16 protein-coding genes are annotated in these 14,676 nt (G+C 62.7%); 11 read left to right on the top strand and 5 right to left on the bottom strand.

Going from position 1 to position 14,676, the window contains the following annotated elements; genetic code table 11:
* Positions 1–94 precede the first annotated feature (94 nt).
* The gene (locus IOC61_RS04960) at positions 95–661 is read left to right on the top strand and encodes an NnrU family protein (protein ID WP_195687759.1); all 567 of its coding nucleotides are present in this window, start codon (positions 95–97) and stop codon (positions 659–661) included.
* Positions 662–755: 94 nt separating this feature from the next.
* Positions 756–1,655: a cation diffusion facilitator family transporter gene (locus tag IOC61_RS04955; RefSeq protein WP_195687758.1), complete on the top strand. Its 900-nt coding sequence runs from the start codon at positions 756–758 to the stop codon at positions 1,653–1,655.
* 79 nt (positions 1,656–1,734) lie between these two features.
* On the opposite strand, the gene IOC61_RS04950 is transcribed toward IOC61_RS04955, so the two are convergent.
* Entirely contained in the window at positions 1,735–1,962 is a 228-nt protein-coding gene (locus IOC61_RS04950) for a hypothetical protein (protein WP_195687757.1), read from the bottom strand.
* Here IOC61_RS04950 and IOC61_RS04945 point away from each other — a divergent pair.
* A complete protein-coding gene (locus tag IOC61_RS04945) occupies positions 1,961–2,113 on the top strand; it encodes a hypothetical protein (RefSeq protein WP_195687756.1) in 153 nt (50 codons plus the stop codon). The genes IOC61_RS04950 and IOC61_RS04945 overlap by 2 nt on opposite strands.
* 96 nt (positions 2,114–2,209) lie before the next feature.
* Here IOC61_RS04945 and IOC61_RS04940 read toward each other — a convergent pair whose 3' ends face one another.
* Both IOC61_RS04940 and IOC61_RS04935 read right to left on the bottom strand, forming a co-directional pair.
* The gene (locus IOC61_RS04940; RefSeq protein WP_195687755.1) at positions 2,210–3,865 is read right to left on the bottom strand and encodes an FMN-binding glutamate synthase family protein; all 1,656 of its coding nucleotides are present in this window, start codon (positions 3,863–3,865) and stop codon (positions 2,210–2,212) included.
* Between the two features lie 57 nt (positions 3,866–3,922).
* Entirely contained in the window at positions 3,923–4,492 is a 570-nt protein-coding gene (locus IOC61_RS04935; RefSeq protein ID WP_195687754.1) for a gamma-glutamylcyclotransferase, read from the bottom strand.
* Between the two features lie 355 nt (positions 4,493–4,847).
* Between IOC61_RS04935 and IOC61_RS04930 the strand changes: the two genes are divergently transcribed.
* The 4 genes from IOC61_RS04930 to IOC61_RS04915 all read left to right on the top strand — a co-directional run bounded on the left by IOC61_RS04930 (position 4,848) and on the right by IOC61_RS04915 (position 7,804).
* Positions 4,848–5,054, top strand: a complete 207-nt coding sequence (locus tag IOC61_RS04930) for a cold-shock protein (RefSeq protein WP_023005734.1) — start codon at positions 4,848–4,850, stop codon at positions 5,052–5,054.
* Positions 5,055–5,204: 150 nt separating this feature from the next.
* Positions 5,205–5,873, top strand: a complete 669-nt coding sequence (locus IOC61_RS04925; protein WP_195687753.1) for an alpha/beta hydrolase — start codon at positions 5,205–5,207, stop codon at positions 5,871–5,873.
* A gap of 288 nt (positions 5,874–6,161) precedes the next feature.
* The gene (locus IOC61_RS04920; protein ID WP_195687752.1) at positions 6,162–7,499 is read left to right on the top strand and encodes a sensor domain-containing diguanylate cyclase; all 1,338 of its coding nucleotides are present in this window, start codon (positions 6,162–6,164) and stop codon (positions 7,497–7,499) included.
* Between the two features lie 83 nt (positions 7,500–7,582).
* Positions 7,583–7,804: a hypothetical protein gene (locus tag IOC61_RS04915; RefSeq protein ID WP_195687751.1), complete on the top strand. Its 222-nt coding sequence runs from the start codon at positions 7,583–7,585 to the stop codon at positions 7,802–7,804.
* A gap of 172 nt (positions 7,805–7,976) precedes the next feature.
* On the opposite strand, the gene IOC61_RS04910 is transcribed toward IOC61_RS04915, so the two are convergent.
* Both IOC61_RS04910 and IOC61_RS04905 read right to left on the bottom strand, forming a co-directional pair.
* The gene (locus IOC61_RS04910; protein ID WP_195687750.1) at positions 7,977–9,371 is read right to left on the bottom strand and encodes a PhoH family protein; all 1,395 of its coding nucleotides are present in this window, start codon (positions 9,369–9,371) and stop codon (positions 7,977–7,979) included.
* Positions 9,372–9,601: 230 nt separating this feature from the next.
* Positions 9,602–10,630, bottom strand: a complete 1,029-nt coding sequence (locus IOC61_RS04905; RefSeq protein ID WP_195687749.1) for a patatin-like phospholipase family protein — start codon at positions 10,628–10,630, stop codon at positions 9,602–9,604.
* An 866-nt stretch (positions 10,631–11,496) separates the two neighbouring features.
* Between IOC61_RS04905 and IOC61_RS04900 the strand changes: the two genes are divergently transcribed.
* The 4 genes from IOC61_RS04900 (at position 11,497) to IOC61_RS04885 (ending at position 14,588) form a co-directional block, all read left to right on the top strand.
* Entirely contained in the window at positions 11,497–12,519 is a 1,023-nt protein-coding gene (locus tag IOC61_RS04900) for a hypothetical protein (protein ID WP_195687748.1), read from the top strand.
* A 110-nt stretch (positions 12,520–12,629) separates the two neighbouring features.
* Positions 12,630–13,106 (top strand): hypothetical protein, encoded by a 477-nt coding sequence (locus IOC61_RS04895; protein WP_195687747.1) that lies wholly within the window; start codon positions 12,630–12,632, stop codon positions 13,104–13,106.
* Positions 13,107–13,154: 48 nt separating this feature from the next.
* Positions 13,155–13,859: a C39 family peptidase gene (locus IOC61_RS04890; protein ID WP_195687746.1), complete on the top strand. Its 705-nt coding sequence runs from the start codon at positions 13,155–13,157 to the stop codon at positions 13,857–13,859.
* Between the two features lie 15 nt (positions 13,860–13,874).
* Complete coding sequence (locus IOC61_RS04885) at positions 13,875–14,588, top strand: hypothetical protein (protein ID WP_195687745.1); 714 nt, start codon at positions 13,875–13,877, stop codon at positions 14,586–14,588.
* Positions 14,589–14,676: the final 88 nt, after the last annotated feature.

Raw genomic sequence — 14,676 nt, 5'->3', positions numbered from 1 at the left:
CGATCGACCTCCCTGGCCCCAGCCAAGGCAAACGACTACGCTGGCAGCGGCTTTGTTCCACGCCGACCCCTTTTCATTGATGGAGGTTACGACCATGACCGTGCTGCTGATCGGCCTGTTGATCTTTCTCGGGGCGCACTCGGTGCGCATTCTGGCCGATGACTGGCGAGGCGCCCAGATACGACGAATGGGTGAGCTGCCCTGGAAGGCGGCCTACTCGGTAGTTTCGATTCTCGGTCTGGCCATGGTGATCTGGGGCTATGGGCAGACGCGCCTGGATCCGGTGTGGATCTGGCAGCCGCCGGTGGCGCTGCGCCATGTGGTGTCGCTGTTCATGATACCCGCCTTCGTGCTGCTGGTGGCGGCGTATGTGCCGCGTAATCACCTCAAGGCGAGGCTCGGTCATCCGATGATCCTGGCGGTGAAGCTTTGGGCCTTCGCCCATCTGCTGGCCAACGGGCGGCTGGGCGATATCGTGCTGTTCGGCGCCTTCCTGGTATGGGCAATCTTCGATTTTCGATCGGCTCGCCGCCGCCCACGTGCAGAGGTGCCAGCTCCGAGTGCGGCCGGTACCGTCACGGCCGTGGTGGTCGGCCTGGTGGCCTATCTCGTGTTTGCCTTTTATCTGCATACATGGCTGATCGGTGTACCGGTGATGTGACTGCCTTGGCGTCACCGACTCCATCCCCGGGCGGCTCGGGCGAGATACCGCTCGCCCCGCTGGGTTGACCCATGCCGACACTCGCGGAGAGGTCATGGCTCACGATCATTCTCATCAACACGACTCGAACAGCCACGACAGCCAGCGCCGGCTGTTCTGGGGCATCCTGCTCACCGCCGGTTTCATGCTTGCCGAGGTGGTGGGCGGTATCCTGTCAGGTTCGCTGGCGCTGCTGGCCGATGCCGGCCATATGCTTACCGATGCCGCGGCCCTGGGGCTGGCCTGGTTCGCCGCCTGGATCAGTCGCCGACCGGCGGACAGCCGGCGCAGCTATGGCTACCACCGGGTGCAGACCCTGGCCGCCTTCGTCAATGGCCTGACGCTGATCGCCATCGTGGTGTGGATTGGCATCGAGGCGGTGCGTCGCTTCATGTCACCGGTGGCGGTCATGGGAGTCCCTATGCTGGTCATTGCCACCCTGGGGCTGGTGGTCAACCTGCTGGTGTTCGCTATCCTTCACGGCGGTGATCGCGACAATCTCAATATCCGTGGTGCGGCCCTGCATGTGCTGGGTGACCTGCTCGGCTCGGTAGCGGCTATCATCGCCGCGCTGGTGATACTCGCCACCGGCTGGACGCCCATCGACCCGCTGCTGTCGCTGCTGGTCGCGGCGTTGATCCTGAAGAGTGCCTGGAAGCTGACCCGGGAGTCGGGGCATATCCTGCTCGAGGGGGCGCCGCAGGAGCCTACCGGCGAGCAGCTGCGCCGGGAAATTCCCGCGGCACTGCCGGCGGTGCATGATGTTCACCATGTGCATCTATGGTCCCTGACCCCGGCGCGCCACCTGGCTTCGCTACATGCAGCGGTGGACGGCGGAGAGGACCGCCAGGCGGTTCTGATCGAGATCAAGACCCTGCTGATGGAGCGCTACGGCATCTATCACGCCACCATCCAGCTCGAGGATCGCCACGACTGCGCCGATACGCGGGAGTGAGCTGCGGTTCAGGAGCGTTCTCGCAGCGCGCTGCCGAGTGCCTCACTCAGGGCGCGGTCGTCCTTCACCGGCAGTACCTTCATGGCGCCTCCTCCCGGCGGCGCATGGCATCGATCCTTACCCTCTCCATGCCGACCAGCTCGCCGCTTTCTGCGTCGAACTCGACCTCTAGGTGGAAGGCTGGCTCGATGAGGCGTGGCAGCCGAGGTGAGCTTTGACCTGACCAGCGGGAGAGCCTCAAGGAGGAGCGCAGGTGGCGTGACAGCGGTGCCTGGGGGCTCAGTGAGGCCGAGGTGCGCGATGCCATGGTACTGGCCGTGGCCGAGGGCCTGGTCGAGTTCGATGAGTTCCAGGCCGACCACGATGGTCGCATCGAGATCGAAGACTATGAGGCCGATGGTCGTGAGCTGAAGGTCAATACCCTCGATGGAGAGGTGCTCGAGGTCGAGCGCGACTGAGCCGTCGTCGGGGAGCCGCCCGGCAACCAACGCAGGCATGCAGAAGAGGACCCGGCGCATCAGGCGCCGGGCCCTCTTGTCGGGTGGTGGAATGAGCTAGTAGAGCTTGCTGTCGCGCAGTCTCGCCAGCGCTTCGGGCGGGGCGAAGCTATCGGCGCAGGCACTCTCCCAGTAGTCGCGGAACACCGGGTGGCGCTCGGCACCGCCCACCAGCAGCTCACCTGGAGTCAGGAAGTCGTGGAGCTCGGCGAAGCTCTTCACCTCGTGGCGTGTGAGGCGGTGGGAGATATGCTCCGGGCCCAGCTCGGAGGCGTGGCGAAGCCCCGCGGCGCCGAGCATCTCGGCCAGGGCGGCAACGGTATTGGCATGGAAGCTTGCCACCCGGTGCGCCTTGGTCGGCACGTCCAGGCGGCTGCCGCGCAGGGTATCCTGGGTGGCCACGCCGCTGGGGCAGCGGTCGGTGTGGCAGCTGCGGGCCTGGATGCAGCCCAGGGCAAACATGAAGCCCCGGGCAGCGTTGCACCAGTCGGCTCCCAGCGCCATGGCGCGTGCGATATCGAAGGCGTTGACCAGCTTGCCGGCCGCGGCCAGGTTCACACGGTCGCGCAGACCGGCCCCCACCAGGGTGTTGTGGACCAGCAGCAGGGCCTCGTCCAGCGGCATCCCCAGGCGGTTGATGAACTCCAGGGGGGCGGCGCCGGTACCGCCTTCACCGCCGTCGACCACCACGAAGTCGGGGTGCTCGCCGGTCTCGAGCATCGCCTTGACGATGGCGAACCACTCCCAGGGGTGACCGATGGCCAGCTTGATGCCCACCGGCTTGTCGCCGGCCAGTTCACGCAACCGCACGATGAAATCGATCAGCTCGCGAGGGGTCGTGAAGGCCGTATGAGCCGCCGGGGAGATGACGTCGCGTCCCGGGGGGACGCCGCGGGTGCTGGCGATCTCCTCGGTGACCTTGGCGCCGGGCAGGATGCCGCCGTGGCCCGGCTTCGCTCCCTGGGAAAGCTTGATCTCGATCATCCTGACGGCGTTATCCCGAGCGTTCTCACGGAAGCGCTCGGGGTCGAAGTCACCTGCCGAGTCGCGACACCCGAAGTAGCCCGAACCGATCTCCCATACCAGGTCGCCGCCGCGACGATGATAGGGCGAGATGGCCCCTTCGCCGGTGTCGTGATAGAAGCCGCCTTCGCAGGCGCCATCGTTGAGGGCGCTGATGGCGTTGGCGGAGAGCGCGCCGAAGCTCATCGCCGAGATATTGAACACGCTGGCCGAGTAGGGTCTGGTGCGTTCGGCCCCTACGGTGATACGCAGGCTGGTGGGGGCGATATGGGTTGGCGCCAGGGAGGGGCTTATCCATTCGTAGCCGGGATGGCGCATATGATGCAGCGAGCCGAAGGGGCGCTTGTCGCTGATGTTCTTGGCACGCTGGTAGATCAGCCGCCGCTGCTCGCGGGAGAAGGGCACTTCCTCGGTGTCGCTCTGGATGAAGTACTGGCGGATCTCCGGACCGAACGACTCCAGGTTGTAGCGCAGGTGGGCCAGGATCGGGTAGTTGCGGCTGACCGTATGGCGGCGCTGGCACAGGTCATAGGTGCCCAGAGCGGCGAGCAGGCCGAAGGAGAGTACCCCCCAGCCCCAGGTGCCACCGGCAACACTCAGGCCCACCAGGCTGGCAGCCAGGCCCAGCAGGCTGAGCGCGTAGGCGCCGAAGCGCAGAGGGGGGGACGCGAGGCGGGACAGGTGAGACATGATGCACTCCTTTGCGACTAAGAGACCGCCCCATTGCATGGGGCGGGTAAGGTAATGTCAATCGGCCGGAGGCAGGCGTGCGGCCAGGGCGAAGACGTGCTCATCCTCGACCTCGAGCTCGCGCAGTGCCGCGGCCAGGTTGACCAGATAGTCGCGATTGGGGCCACTGGGGCCGTGGGAGGCGGCGATCTGTGCGGCGATGGCGTCCAGCGGTGCCTCGCCGAGATAGGCGGCGTTGTCGGCGCCGGCCAGATAGACCAGCCCCTGGGTGCTGCCGCCGAGCCCGTCATCGAAACACAGCGTGGTTACCTCGCGCAGGTAGCCGTTCTTCTCGCGCACATCGAGCGGCGCGAGCACCTCGGGGGTGATGCGGTAGGCCATGCCATGGCAGACCGCCCCTGGTTCGCGCACCAGGGTGGCGACACGGCCCGGGGCGGCCTGGGTGCCGCGGTGGTCGTGAGAACCCTGCCAGAAGCGTCGCACCCAGCCATGGATATGTGCCGGGCGGCGCTCCAGGTAGGGGAAGTCGGCCTTCCAGATCAGCGAGCCGTAGCCGAACAGCCAGATGGCCTCGTGGCCGGCGAAGTGGTTTCTCTCGCGGTTCAGCCGGGTGGTGTCGTGACTCATTATGCTCCTTGAGAATCGTTCATTTTGTCGTGCTTGCATGAAAATATCAGATTCTTCGCAGACCGACGCGATGGTCAGCCGCGTGGCACTGGTGGTCCACCCAAGCCCGGTAAGCGACAGCGCACCGGGCAGGCGCAAGAGAGCCTCGGAGCATCGCCGCCAGTGACGCAAATAGTGTTTGACCTTCGCGCGGCAAGGGGGCATGCTGGGGGCAGTTGGTTAGCAAGTCGTAACACCCCAGGTAGGCATCGAACGCTCTAGCGCGACTCGATTTTCCCGGGAACGTTTCTTGTTTTACCCACTGCAACTCGGGTATTACCCGGCAAAATCAAAGTGCTATTGAAGGAATTCGATAATGGCTACCGGTACCGTCAAGTGGTTCAACGACACCAAGGGCTACGGCTTCATCTCTCCGGACGACAGCGGCGACGACCTGTTCGCACACTTCTCCGAGATCCAGGCCGACGGCTTCAAGACCCTGCAGGACGGCCAGAAGGTCTCCTTCGAGGTCACTCAGGGCAAGAAAGGCCTTCAGGCCTCCAACATCAAGGTCATCGACTGATCTGATGTGACTGCCCGGGCAGAGATGCCTGCAGTGTGATGAAAGGCTCGCCTCGGCGGGCCTTTCTGCTGTCTGGGGCACTGGCCCCGCCATGGCCAGCCCGGGCACATTGCGCTAGGGTGAGCCTTTTTCCGCTGGAGACCCCTGACCATGAGCGAGCCCGGTGAGCTGATCATCGACCCCAAGGGCGGCAAGCCTGCCGACGCCTGCGTCTTTATTCTTCACGGCCTGGGCGCCGATGGGCGCGACTTCGAGCCGCTGGTGCCGGCGCTATCGCTGCCCGCCGACGCCGGAGTGCGCTTTATCCTGCCCCACGCACCGCGCCTGCCGGTGACCATCAATGGTGGCATGGTGATGCCGGCCTGGTATGACATCAAGGAGATGAGCCTCGACCGCCGTGTCGACGAGGCGCAGCTGATACGTTCGGCCGAGCGCATTCAGGGGCTGGTGCGAGAACAGATCGATCTCGGTATCGAGAGTCGGCGCATCATTCTGGCCGGTTTCTCCCAGGGAGGCGCGGTAGCCTATCAGGCGGCGCTCTCCTTCGAGCAGCCTCTGGGGGGGCTACTGGCGCTCTCCACCTACTTCGCAACTGCCGAGAACATCTCCCTGGCCGAGGCCAATCGCGAGCTGCCCATCGAGGTGCATCACGGCAGCTTCGACCCGGTGGTGCCCGAGGCGCTGGGGCGTGCCGGCTTCGAGAAGGTCAAGTCCCAGGGCTATCCCGCCCACTATCGCCAGTACCCCATGGCGCATGCCGTCTGCCCTCAGCAGGTGACGGATATCGGTCACTGGCTAAGCAAGCAGCTGGTGAGCTGAGAGCCACTCTCTCACGACAAGTGTCGTCAAAGGTCGTCTCGACAGTTCGGGCGCCTGCAGGCAGGGTAGTCGTCACGATTTTCATGCCCGCAGGCTCTCCGAGACACTGGACGGTGCCTGGACCCCCTCAAGCGCGAGGGCCTGAATCATACCGGCGCCCGGCGAGTCGGGCGCCTTGCTTGCCGGCACCGGTACGCGCGGTACATGCCCGGGGTGAAACTGGGCTAGGCTGGTAGAAGGGCATGGAAAGGCCCGATTTTTGTGCAGGGAATAACGCGGGGAGAGGAGATGGCAGCAATCGGGGAGAGGTGGTTGCGGTGGTGGCGTGGTCGATCGGTCAGGGAGCCTGATCTGGATGCGCTGCTTCTGGAGTATTACCCGGGCAGTGTCATGCTGCTCGACGAGCAGGGGGTGGTATGCCGGGTCAACCCCGACTTCGAGCGCCATGCCGGCTTTCCGCCCGGCCAACTGCTCGGCAGGCGTGCCGTGACGCTCGATATCGACCCGCTGCATGGTGATATTTCCCAGGCCATCGAGCAGAGCGTGACGACTCTGATGCCTTGGCAGGGCGTGTTGCTGTGTCGCCGTGCGGATGGCTCCCTGCGTCACCAGACCACCATTATTCAGCCGCTGAAGCGTGATCACGGTCCCCTGCGGCTGTTGGTCATTCAGTATGACGTCACCGGCATGCGACAGCGGGCTCTCTACGAGCGCCAGCTGCTGGAGCGCCTGGATGGCACCGTCTCCAGGGTGCCGGGAGTTCTGTTTCGGCTCCGGCAGGATAGCGATGCCCGGCTCGAGTTCCTCTATGTCAGCGCTGTGCTGCGCTCACTGTTCGGCTTGACGCCGGAGCAGTGCCAGGAAGACCCCGAAACCCTGCTTGGCTGTTTACCCGTGGATGATCGACAGCGCCTGGAGACTTGCCTGGCTCAGTCTACGGTATCGTTTACGCCCTGGCAGCTGGAGTTCCGCCTCACGCTTCCTCAAGGGGTTCGCTGGGTTGAGGCTCGCGCTACGCCCCTGGCGCGTGGAGGTGGCGATGTGATATGGGATGGGCTGCTTATCGATATCGATGAGCGCAAGCAGGTGGAGCGCCGTGTGCAGCAGCTGGTGGCTACCGATATGTTGACCGGGGCCCTCAACCGGCGTGCCTTTTTCGAGCAGGGTGACGCAGCGTTGGCACGTGCCGCTCGCCACGGCGAGACTCTGTCGCTGGCCATGCTCGATATCGACCATTTCAAGAACCTGAACGACACCTATGGCCATGCTCTGGGAGATCTGGCGTTGCAGGCGTTTGCTACGACCTGTCGTGAATCGCTGCGCCCTTATGATCTCTTTGCGCGTATCGGCGGAGAGGAGTTTGCCGTGGTGCTGGTGGACAGCCAACCTGAAGAGGCGTGGAGCATGCTGGAGCGCGTGCGGGAGGCGGTCGCCGCCATTACGCTGGAGACGGGCAACGAGACGGTCCGCTTCACCGTCAGCCTGGGGCTTGCGGCGTTCGGTGGCGATACCTCGCTGGAGTCGGGACTCGCCCAGGCGGATCGCGCGCTTTATCGCGCCAAGCGGGCTGGCCGAAACCGGATCTGTGGACCCGAGACACTTATACAGGCTCCCGAAACTCAGTGAGAAAGTGAAGGTGGGGTGGCAATCCGCCCCTCACCTCGTCACGATGGCAGCACACCATCCCCAACCAGAAGGAGACCTTCAGCATGTCCGGACTATCCGAAGACCTACGCCTGCCGGTGCCCTGCCCGAGCTGTGGTAGCCATCTGATGCGCGTCTCCCAGGTGAAGAACCCGGATGACAAGGTGCATTGTGCCTCATGCGGCAAGATGATCTGTCTGTGGCATGAGGCCCAGACGGTGCTCAGGCAAGGACCTGGGAGCCAGAGCGAGGCGTTGATCGAGGCGGCGGTCAATCGCAACCGCTGAACATCGCTCCTGAAGGCAGCACACCCTCCTTGGCCACCCAGCTCCAGAGCGGGGGCACCGCCTGCTGCACAAAGGTTAGGTCTCCCCGCGCTTGTACCCCTCCTCCGCGAACTTCAGTTCGCGGAGGAGGGAAGGCGCCTACTTACCAGTTGCAGCTTCCGGCATAGCCGGGTTAAAGCAGCTCCTCCCCGGCCAGCGCCAGGCGAGAGCGCTCCACGCTCTTGAGGGTCACGTGGCCCGCATGGGGCCAGTCGCGGAAGCGCTGCACCAGCGCCGCCATGCCACAGGTATTGGCGGTAAGATAAGGCGTATCGATCTGTCCCACGTTGCCCAGGCAGACAATCTTGGTGTTGCGCCCGGCTCGAGTGACCAGCGACTTGAGCTGCTTGGGAGTAAAGTTCTGTGCCTCGTCGATGATCAGGAAGGTGTCGTTGAGTGTTCGCCCGCGCATGAAGCCGGGAGCCCGGATCTGGACACGTGCGCCAAGCAGCTGGCGGGTGGCTCCGTTGTCCCAGCTGGACTCGCCATCTTCATTGCGCAGCAGGTTATCCATGTTGTCATGGAAGGCCCCCATCCAGGGCGACATCTTCTCCTCCTCGGTGCCCGGCAGGAAGCCGATATCCTCGCTCATGGAGATAGGCGCTCGGGTGAAGACCATGCGCTCGAACCGCTTGCTGTCCAGGGTCTGTTGAAAGGCCGCGGCCAGGGTCATGAAGGTCTTGCCGGTGCCGGCGCTTCCGGCAATGGTGACGAGATCGATGTCATCGTCCATCAGTAGGTTGAAGGCGAAGTTCTGGCGGCAATCACTGGCGTGCACTCCCCAGACGCTGGCGCCGTGTCGATAGTTGGTCAGCAGCTTCAGGCGGGCGTGCCTGTCGCCTAGTTCGCGCACCACGGCCTCGAAGCCGGCATCGTCGTCGGCGACCAGCATCCCGGGGTGCCAGGCGACGGGGATCTCGCCGCTCAGGTGGTAGGTGAGGTGCTGGTGGTCGCGCTCCACCGTGACATCAAGGGCGAGGTCGTTCCATAGTTCACTGCCGGTATTGGGGTAGATCTTGACCCCTTCCAGCATGGCATCGCTGTCGGTGAAGACGCGATCGGTGAGGTAGTCCTCCACCGGCACGCCGAGGGCAGCGGCCTTGACGCGCAGGTTGATGTCCTTGGTGATCAGGATTACCGAGGCGTCACTGCGCTCGCCATGTAGTCGGCAGGTTTCGGCGAGGATGCGGTTGTCGGGGCTGTCTTCCAGGGTTTCGAGTGTAGTCAGGTCGGTATAGCAGAGCAGGCGCAGCCGGCCCTCGGGGCCGTTGAGGCGCGGTATGGGGATGCCTTCGCGGATCTGGTCGAGACCGGCATTGGCGGTGAGGTCTGACAGGGTGCGACTGACCTGGCGGGCCGAGCGGGCGATCTCGCGAATGCCGTTCTTGTGCTTGTCGAGCTCTTCGAGCACGGTCATGGGAATGACGACCTCATGCTCATCGAATTGGTAGATGGCGGCGGGGTCGTGCAGCAGCACGTTGGTGTCCAGCACGTACAGCCGGGTGGCCTTCTTGTCGATGCGTACCATCGGCGCAGCTCTCCTGAATGTCGCTAGACGGGCGTCATGTGACACCCCGATGTCGACACTGTCAGCGCTCGATGTCAGGAAGGTGACAGCGGCCTGACGGTGTCAGTAGCGCTGAGATATCCCTCCTCTGGCCTGGACTGTGGCGGGGCGAGTGGTGCCCCCGCATTGCTGAGCATGGTGGGCCATTCCGGTGCTGGCAAGGTGGGGGGCTTGCGGAGTGTCAACGCAGATTACGACTCCTCTATCTGATAGACCTGCTCCACGTCGAGAGTGGAGTGGTGACCGAGGGCTGGAAAGTGCTCCGCTAACCACGCCTCGGCAGTATTGCGTCCCGCGTCACGCAGATGGCAGAGGAAGGGCCATTCCGCATTCATCTTGCTCGAGATGGAGAGCTCGTCCAGCACCTCGTCGCCGATGATGCGATGAAAGAGGGTGTCGGCATAGCAGCCGATATCTACCTCCTGGTCGCCCAGCAGGCGCTGGAGCATGGCGATCATTCGCACCTCCTTGATCAGTGAGGCGTTGAAGGTGATCTCATTGAGACGGTTCATTATCGCCGCGGCGCTGGTGGGAAGTGCCTCGCGATAGATCGGGTTGATCTGCACGATGACGATATCCCGGGACTTGCAGTTTTCCATCAGTGGCATCAGCGAGGGATTGCCCATGTAGCCCCCATCCCAGTAGGCCTCACCGTCGATCTCTACGGCCTTGAATACCGTGGGCAGGCAGGCCGAGGCCATCACGGCATCGAGACTCATCTCCTCGCGCTTGAAGATGCGCTGCTTGCCGGTTCGCACATTGGTTGCGGTGACGAAGAGATGAAGATCCTGGCAGCGACGTACCCGCTCGAAATCGACGCGCTCGGCGACGATATCCCGCAGAGGGTTGAGGTCGAAGGGATTGAGCTGATAGGGCGAGAGCAGCCGGCTCATCAGATCCATGGTCACATACCCCGGGGAGTGATCCAGGCTCCAGTTGTCGGTCAGTATGTCCAGGGGGCCGCGGCGGATTGGGCTGGCCATGCCGGCTCGGCTGACTGCCTGCCAGAAGTCATGCAGTGCCTGGCGGGCGGTATCGCGGTCGCCGCGGGTCAGGGCATCGGCCATGACCACACCGTTCATGGCCCCAGCGCTGGTCCCGCTGATTCCCTCGATCTCGATGCGGGGGTCTTCCAGCAGGCGGTCCATGACGCCCCAGGTGAAGGCGCCATGGGCACCGCCACCCTGTAGTGCCAGGTCGATGCGTTTGGTCTCTTTCATGCTTCTCCTCGTCGGATATCGGTAATGCGGCAATGTATCGCCGCAGCATAGCGGTAGCGACCGGCGGGGAACAGACGGCTACTGCATGGCCTGCGTGAGAAGCTGGAGCCCGGACTGGTGGCGCGAGCCCGGGTGACCGAGAGCTTGTGGCATTTTCATCATGAGACAAAAGAGCATCGGTGCTGTTCCTGTCCATTTTCATTGGCTTTTTCTGTGTCAAAGCCAAGAACACAAACAGGCCGTGAGAGTACGTCCAATGTAAGGAATAGGTGGGTAATGTAAGGTAAGGCATCTTGCTGACTATATCTTCTGACGATTTCGACCTATTAAAAAGTTAGCGATACGCCCTAATAGTCTTATTAATGCGGCACTTTTCAGAGTCTCTCGAAACCTTAATTGGGGCGGAGTTTGGCCTGTATATAGGCCAATGTAGTCTCCCACTGTCTCAGCAATTGGACATTTTCTGTTAAGGCCTCTGGCTGCGTAATGCCGGTTTTCCTAAGAGAGCGGAGAAAAGTTTCTTTGTGTTGTCATGTGTTACATGCCCTGGCCGCCTTGGTGGCATGAGGGTTGCTTGGTATTTACCGACTGCGAACGCGAGCGTCATTCAAGGGGCCGGGAAATAAGCGGGTCAAACCGGTGACGCAGGTTCGTAGGCTGCAGCAGCAATAACAAATGGAGACATGATCATGAAAAAGCATCTTGTACTCGCGGGTACGCCTCTGCTGGCCTTGGTAATGGCCATCTCTACGGCACATGCCAACCCAACCGCAACCTTCTCTGATGGAGCCGATCAGGATGTAACCTCCACCGCTACCGCTGTTGGTGGTTCTAGTGGTGGTTCCACTGGCGGAGCAGGGTTCGGCTTGGGCGCTGGTGGTGCTGGTACTGGCGGTAGTGCCGATGGCGGCGACGACAACGACGGCGGCCTGCTGGGTGGTGGCGGTTCCGGTGGCGCGGGTGGCACCGGCGGCGCAGGTTCAGGTGGCTATGGCAGTGGTACCGGCATGGGCGGCATGGGCGGCTCTACCGGCCGTGGCGGCGACGCCTGGGCCATGAGTGAGTCCTACAACACCTCCACCAGTGTGATCTCTCGCCAGGATATGACGTCAACTGTCACTGGAGCCCGCATTAATATCAATGGTGGTGCTGGTGCTACCGGTGCTAGCGGTGGTGCCGGTGGTGCGGCATTCTCCCTCAACGTCGGTCTGGGTGTCGGCGGTAATGGTGGAAATGGAAATGGCGCTCAAGGTGGCGACGCCGGATCTCTGGGCCTTGGTGCCGGGGCAGGCGGTGATGGTACTGGTACAGGTACTGGCACCGGGACAGGTTCCGGCCTCGGCTTGGGCGCCGGCGGTAGTGCCGATGCTGGCAGTGGTGCGCTCTCCGCCTCCAATGCCGATAACGACCAGAACGGCGATGGTGGCTCAGGCGGCTTCCTCGCTCCCGGCGGTGCAGGTGGCTCCCAGAATGCCAACTCCACGGCCGGCGCCTCTTCCGGAGCCACGGCCGGCACTGGAGGTGCAGGCAGCGGCACCGGCACCGGTAGCGGTAGCGGTACCGGCACTGGTTCCGGTGCAGGTGGCGACGGCAGCGGTACCGGCTGGGCCAGCGCGGTGGCTGGCGATGGCGGCAACGGCTACGGTGGCGGTGGCGGTGGCGGCAGTGCTGCCACAGGTGATGCCTACGCTTATGCAGGTGGCGGCGGTGCCGGCGGTAACGGCGGTAACGGCGGTGCAGCCATCCTGCGCACAGGCGCGGCCAACGTCTCCGTGGGAGGCGGAGTGTTCGGTGGTATCAACAACATGAACGTGTCCACCGGCCTCTACAACTCTCAGCTGTCCGGTACCAGCGTGGCGGCTCACAGCAACGTGAGCATCGGCAACTGATCCGGAGCGCATGACGCGCTGCAACGACGCAAGAGTCGGGAGCCGGTGGAGGAATCTCCACTGGCTCCTTGATGAAACGTCCCTAGGGATGGAGTTTGGGAGGTCACGCCATGAAAAGTAAAACGGTTGGTTCATGCCCCGGCATGAGGCGTCATCGCCACACGGCGACGGTGCCCTTTATCCTGGCAGCGCTGCTTGCGGTAGGCGCGTCGTACAGCCAGGCGGAGACAGGCATCAACATGTACCAGGAAGTTTCCGTGTTCGCCGCGGGAGGAAGTGAGAGGCCGGTAGAGGGCACAGCGGGCTTTGCAGCCATGGAGCATATGGATCTTGCGACGATGGAACAAGCCAGGGCTCGAGAAGGACAGAAAATTGTCAACGTCAACACGGTCAAGAGCGTTCAGAAGATGAAGGCGTCGGTGAATGATACCTCCTTCGATATAGGGGGCAACATGGTGTCGGGAAATATCACCTTCGCGCGAGAGGCACTGGGTAGCTATAGCGGTACCGGCATCTTCAGCGCCGTGACTGGCAGCGGAAATTCTATCAATAACGCGGTGGGGATCAGCGTGTTTATCGCTAATTGACGCGGCGGGCATTCGCCACATGATACGTCCACCAAGAGATGATTCGCCATGAACGTGTTTCGGAATATTTGCTGTGGCGTGGCATCGCTGATGCTCGCCGTGAGCAGCATGGACGTTATCGCCGGACAAGTCACCATCGCCAATCGATTTGGCAACTTTCAGGTCGAGGCCAAGAGCCTGCAGGAGAAAGGCTGGGACAGGGTGGTCAAGCAAGAGTATGACTTCAGCTGTGGTTCGGCCGCCGTGGCGACGCTGCTGACCTACCACTATCAGCGTGACACCACCGAGGCCGAGGTCTTCGAGAGCATGATTCGCGCTGGTGATGCCGAGAAGATTCAGCGATACGGATTTTCCATGCTCGATATGAAGCGCTACCTGGATGGTAGTGGACTCAATGCCGACGGGTTCCGGATCGCGCTGGATGACTTCATTCGCATCGGTGTTCCTGCCATCACGATGGTAAACACCGGTGGCTACAAGCACTTCGTCGTCGTCAAGGGAATCGATGCCGACAATATTCTGGTGGGAGACCCCGCCGCCGGCACTCTGGTGGTGCCTCGCGAGCAGTTCGAGCAGCTGTGGAGCGGTACTGTCCTCGGTGCTCGCGCCGAGATTGAAGTGGCCCGCCAGCATTTCAACCATGATCAGGACTGGGCCGTTCGCCCCGAATCCCCGCTCTCCAGAGGTGTGAACCGTTCGAGCGTCGGTGCCAGCCTGCTGACCCTGCCCGCCTACAACGAACTGGGTCGGTGATGAGGAGATGACACGATGAACTCTCGGGCTTTTCGACAAGGTACGGCAAGCCGGCTTGGGTGGGGTTGTGCGACTGCGCTGTTCCTGGCGGCTGGCTCTCAGGCCGCAACGCTTTCTACGGAGGTGCTGGCAGAGGCTCCTGAAACGCCCACCCATCAGTACTACGGGACTGCCTCGCTTCACGACGTGGACAGGCTCTATGCCGAAGTATCGCGATCTCGTGGCGCCCAGGACGGTTTTTACCGCGGCACCGTGATCGCGGATGAGGAGATGGGCCAGATGCGCGCCGGCTTCAAAATCGGGGCGCTCGACGCGGACTTCGGCGCCCGGCTGCAGACAATGATCGACGACAGGGTCGAGCTGGTCTCTGTGGTCAATTTCACTCAGGCAGGCCCCAGTATCGTATCACAGACCCTGCGTGACCCTGGTGGGGTGGCGGCCCAGGTCGGTTCCGGCACGCTCTCGGTAACCGATGTGACGCCGGGTAGTGTGGACCTGACGGGGCTCGCCGACTTTTCGGGTATTGCCTTGAACGATACCAAAGGTTTTACCTCAGCCTTGCACAATATCACCAGGGAGGCCATCGTCAGCGGCGTGGTCAGCAACGCATCGAACCGGCACATCCAGCAGAGAATCGATATCAGTGTTCGACTCAACAACATAGGTGCCCTGGATGCGGCCAGAAAACGGGCTGCGATCCTCGATTCATTCTCCGGTATTCTGCGCTGACATCGATTTTTTCTACCGCTCTCGCATCGGTCATCGCCATAGCCATAAATCATAAAACATAAAGAGTGAGGCTGCCTGTAAATGGCAG

The organism is Halomonas sp. KAO (assembly GCF_015595025.1).
Lineage (GTDB): Bacteria > Pseudomonadota > Gammaproteobacteria > Pseudomonadales > Halomonadaceae > Halomonas.
This window is presented reverse-complemented; position numbering and strand designations above follow the sequence as displayed.

Excerpts from the sequence above, each read along its gene's own strand:
- IOC61_RS04960 (WP_195687759.1), top strand. The coding sequence starts at position 95 with ATGACCGTGCTGCTGATCGGCCTGTTGATCTTTCTCGGGGCGCACTCG.
- IOC61_RS04955 (WP_195687758.1), top strand. The coding sequence starts at position 756 with ATGGCTCACGATCATTCTCATCAACACGACTCGAACAGCCACGACAGC.
- IOC61_RS04945 (WP_195687756.1), top strand. The coding sequence starts at position 1,961 with ATGGTACTGGCCGTGGCCGAGGGCCTGGTCGAGTTCGATGAGTTCCAG.
- IOC61_RS04950 (WP_195687757.1), bottom strand. The coding sequence starts at position 1,962 with ATGGCATCGCGCACCTCGGCCTCACTGAGCCCCCAGGCACCGCTGTCA.
- IOC61_RS04940 (WP_195687755.1), bottom strand. The coding sequence starts at position 3,865 with ATGTCTCACCTGTCCCGCCTCGCGTCCCCCCCTCTGCGCTTCGGCGCC.
- IOC61_RS04935 (WP_195687754.1), bottom strand. The coding sequence starts at position 4,492 with ATGAGTCACGACACCACCCGGCTGAACCGCGAGAGAAACCACTTCGCC.
- IOC61_RS04930 (WP_023005734.1), top strand. The coding sequence starts at position 4,848 with ATGGCTACCGGTACCGTCAAGTGGTTCAACGACACCAAGGGCTACGGC.
- IOC61_RS04925 (WP_195687753.1), top strand. The coding sequence starts at position 5,205 with ATGAGCGAGCCCGGTGAGCTGATCATCGACCCCAAGGGCGGCAAGCCT.
- IOC61_RS04920 (WP_195687752.1), top strand. The coding sequence starts at position 6,162 with ATGGCAGCAATCGGGGAGAGGTGGTTGCGGTGGTGGCGTGGTCGATCG.
- IOC61_RS04915 (WP_195687751.1), top strand. The coding sequence starts at position 7,583 with ATGTCCGGACTATCCGAAGACCTACGCCTGCCGGTGCCCTGCCCGAGC.
- IOC61_RS04910 (WP_195687750.1), bottom strand. The coding sequence starts at position 9,371 with ATGGTACGCATCGACAAGAAGGCCACCCGGCTGTACGTGCTGGACACC.
- IOC61_RS04905 (WP_195687749.1), bottom strand. The coding sequence starts at position 10,630 with ATGAAAGAGACCAAACGCATCGACCTGGCACTACAGGGTGGCGGTGCC.
- IOC61_RS04895 (WP_195687747.1), top strand. The coding sequence starts at position 12,630 with ATGAAAAGTAAAACGGTTGGTTCATGCCCCGGCATGAGGCGTCATCGC.
- IOC61_RS04890 (WP_195687746.1), top strand. The coding sequence starts at position 13,155 with ATGAACGTGTTTCGGAATATTTGCTGTGGCGTGGCATCGCTGATGCTC.
- IOC61_RS04885 (WP_195687745.1), top strand. The coding sequence starts at position 13,875 with ATGAACTCTCGGGCTTTTCGACAAGGTACGGCAAGCCGGCTTGGGTGG.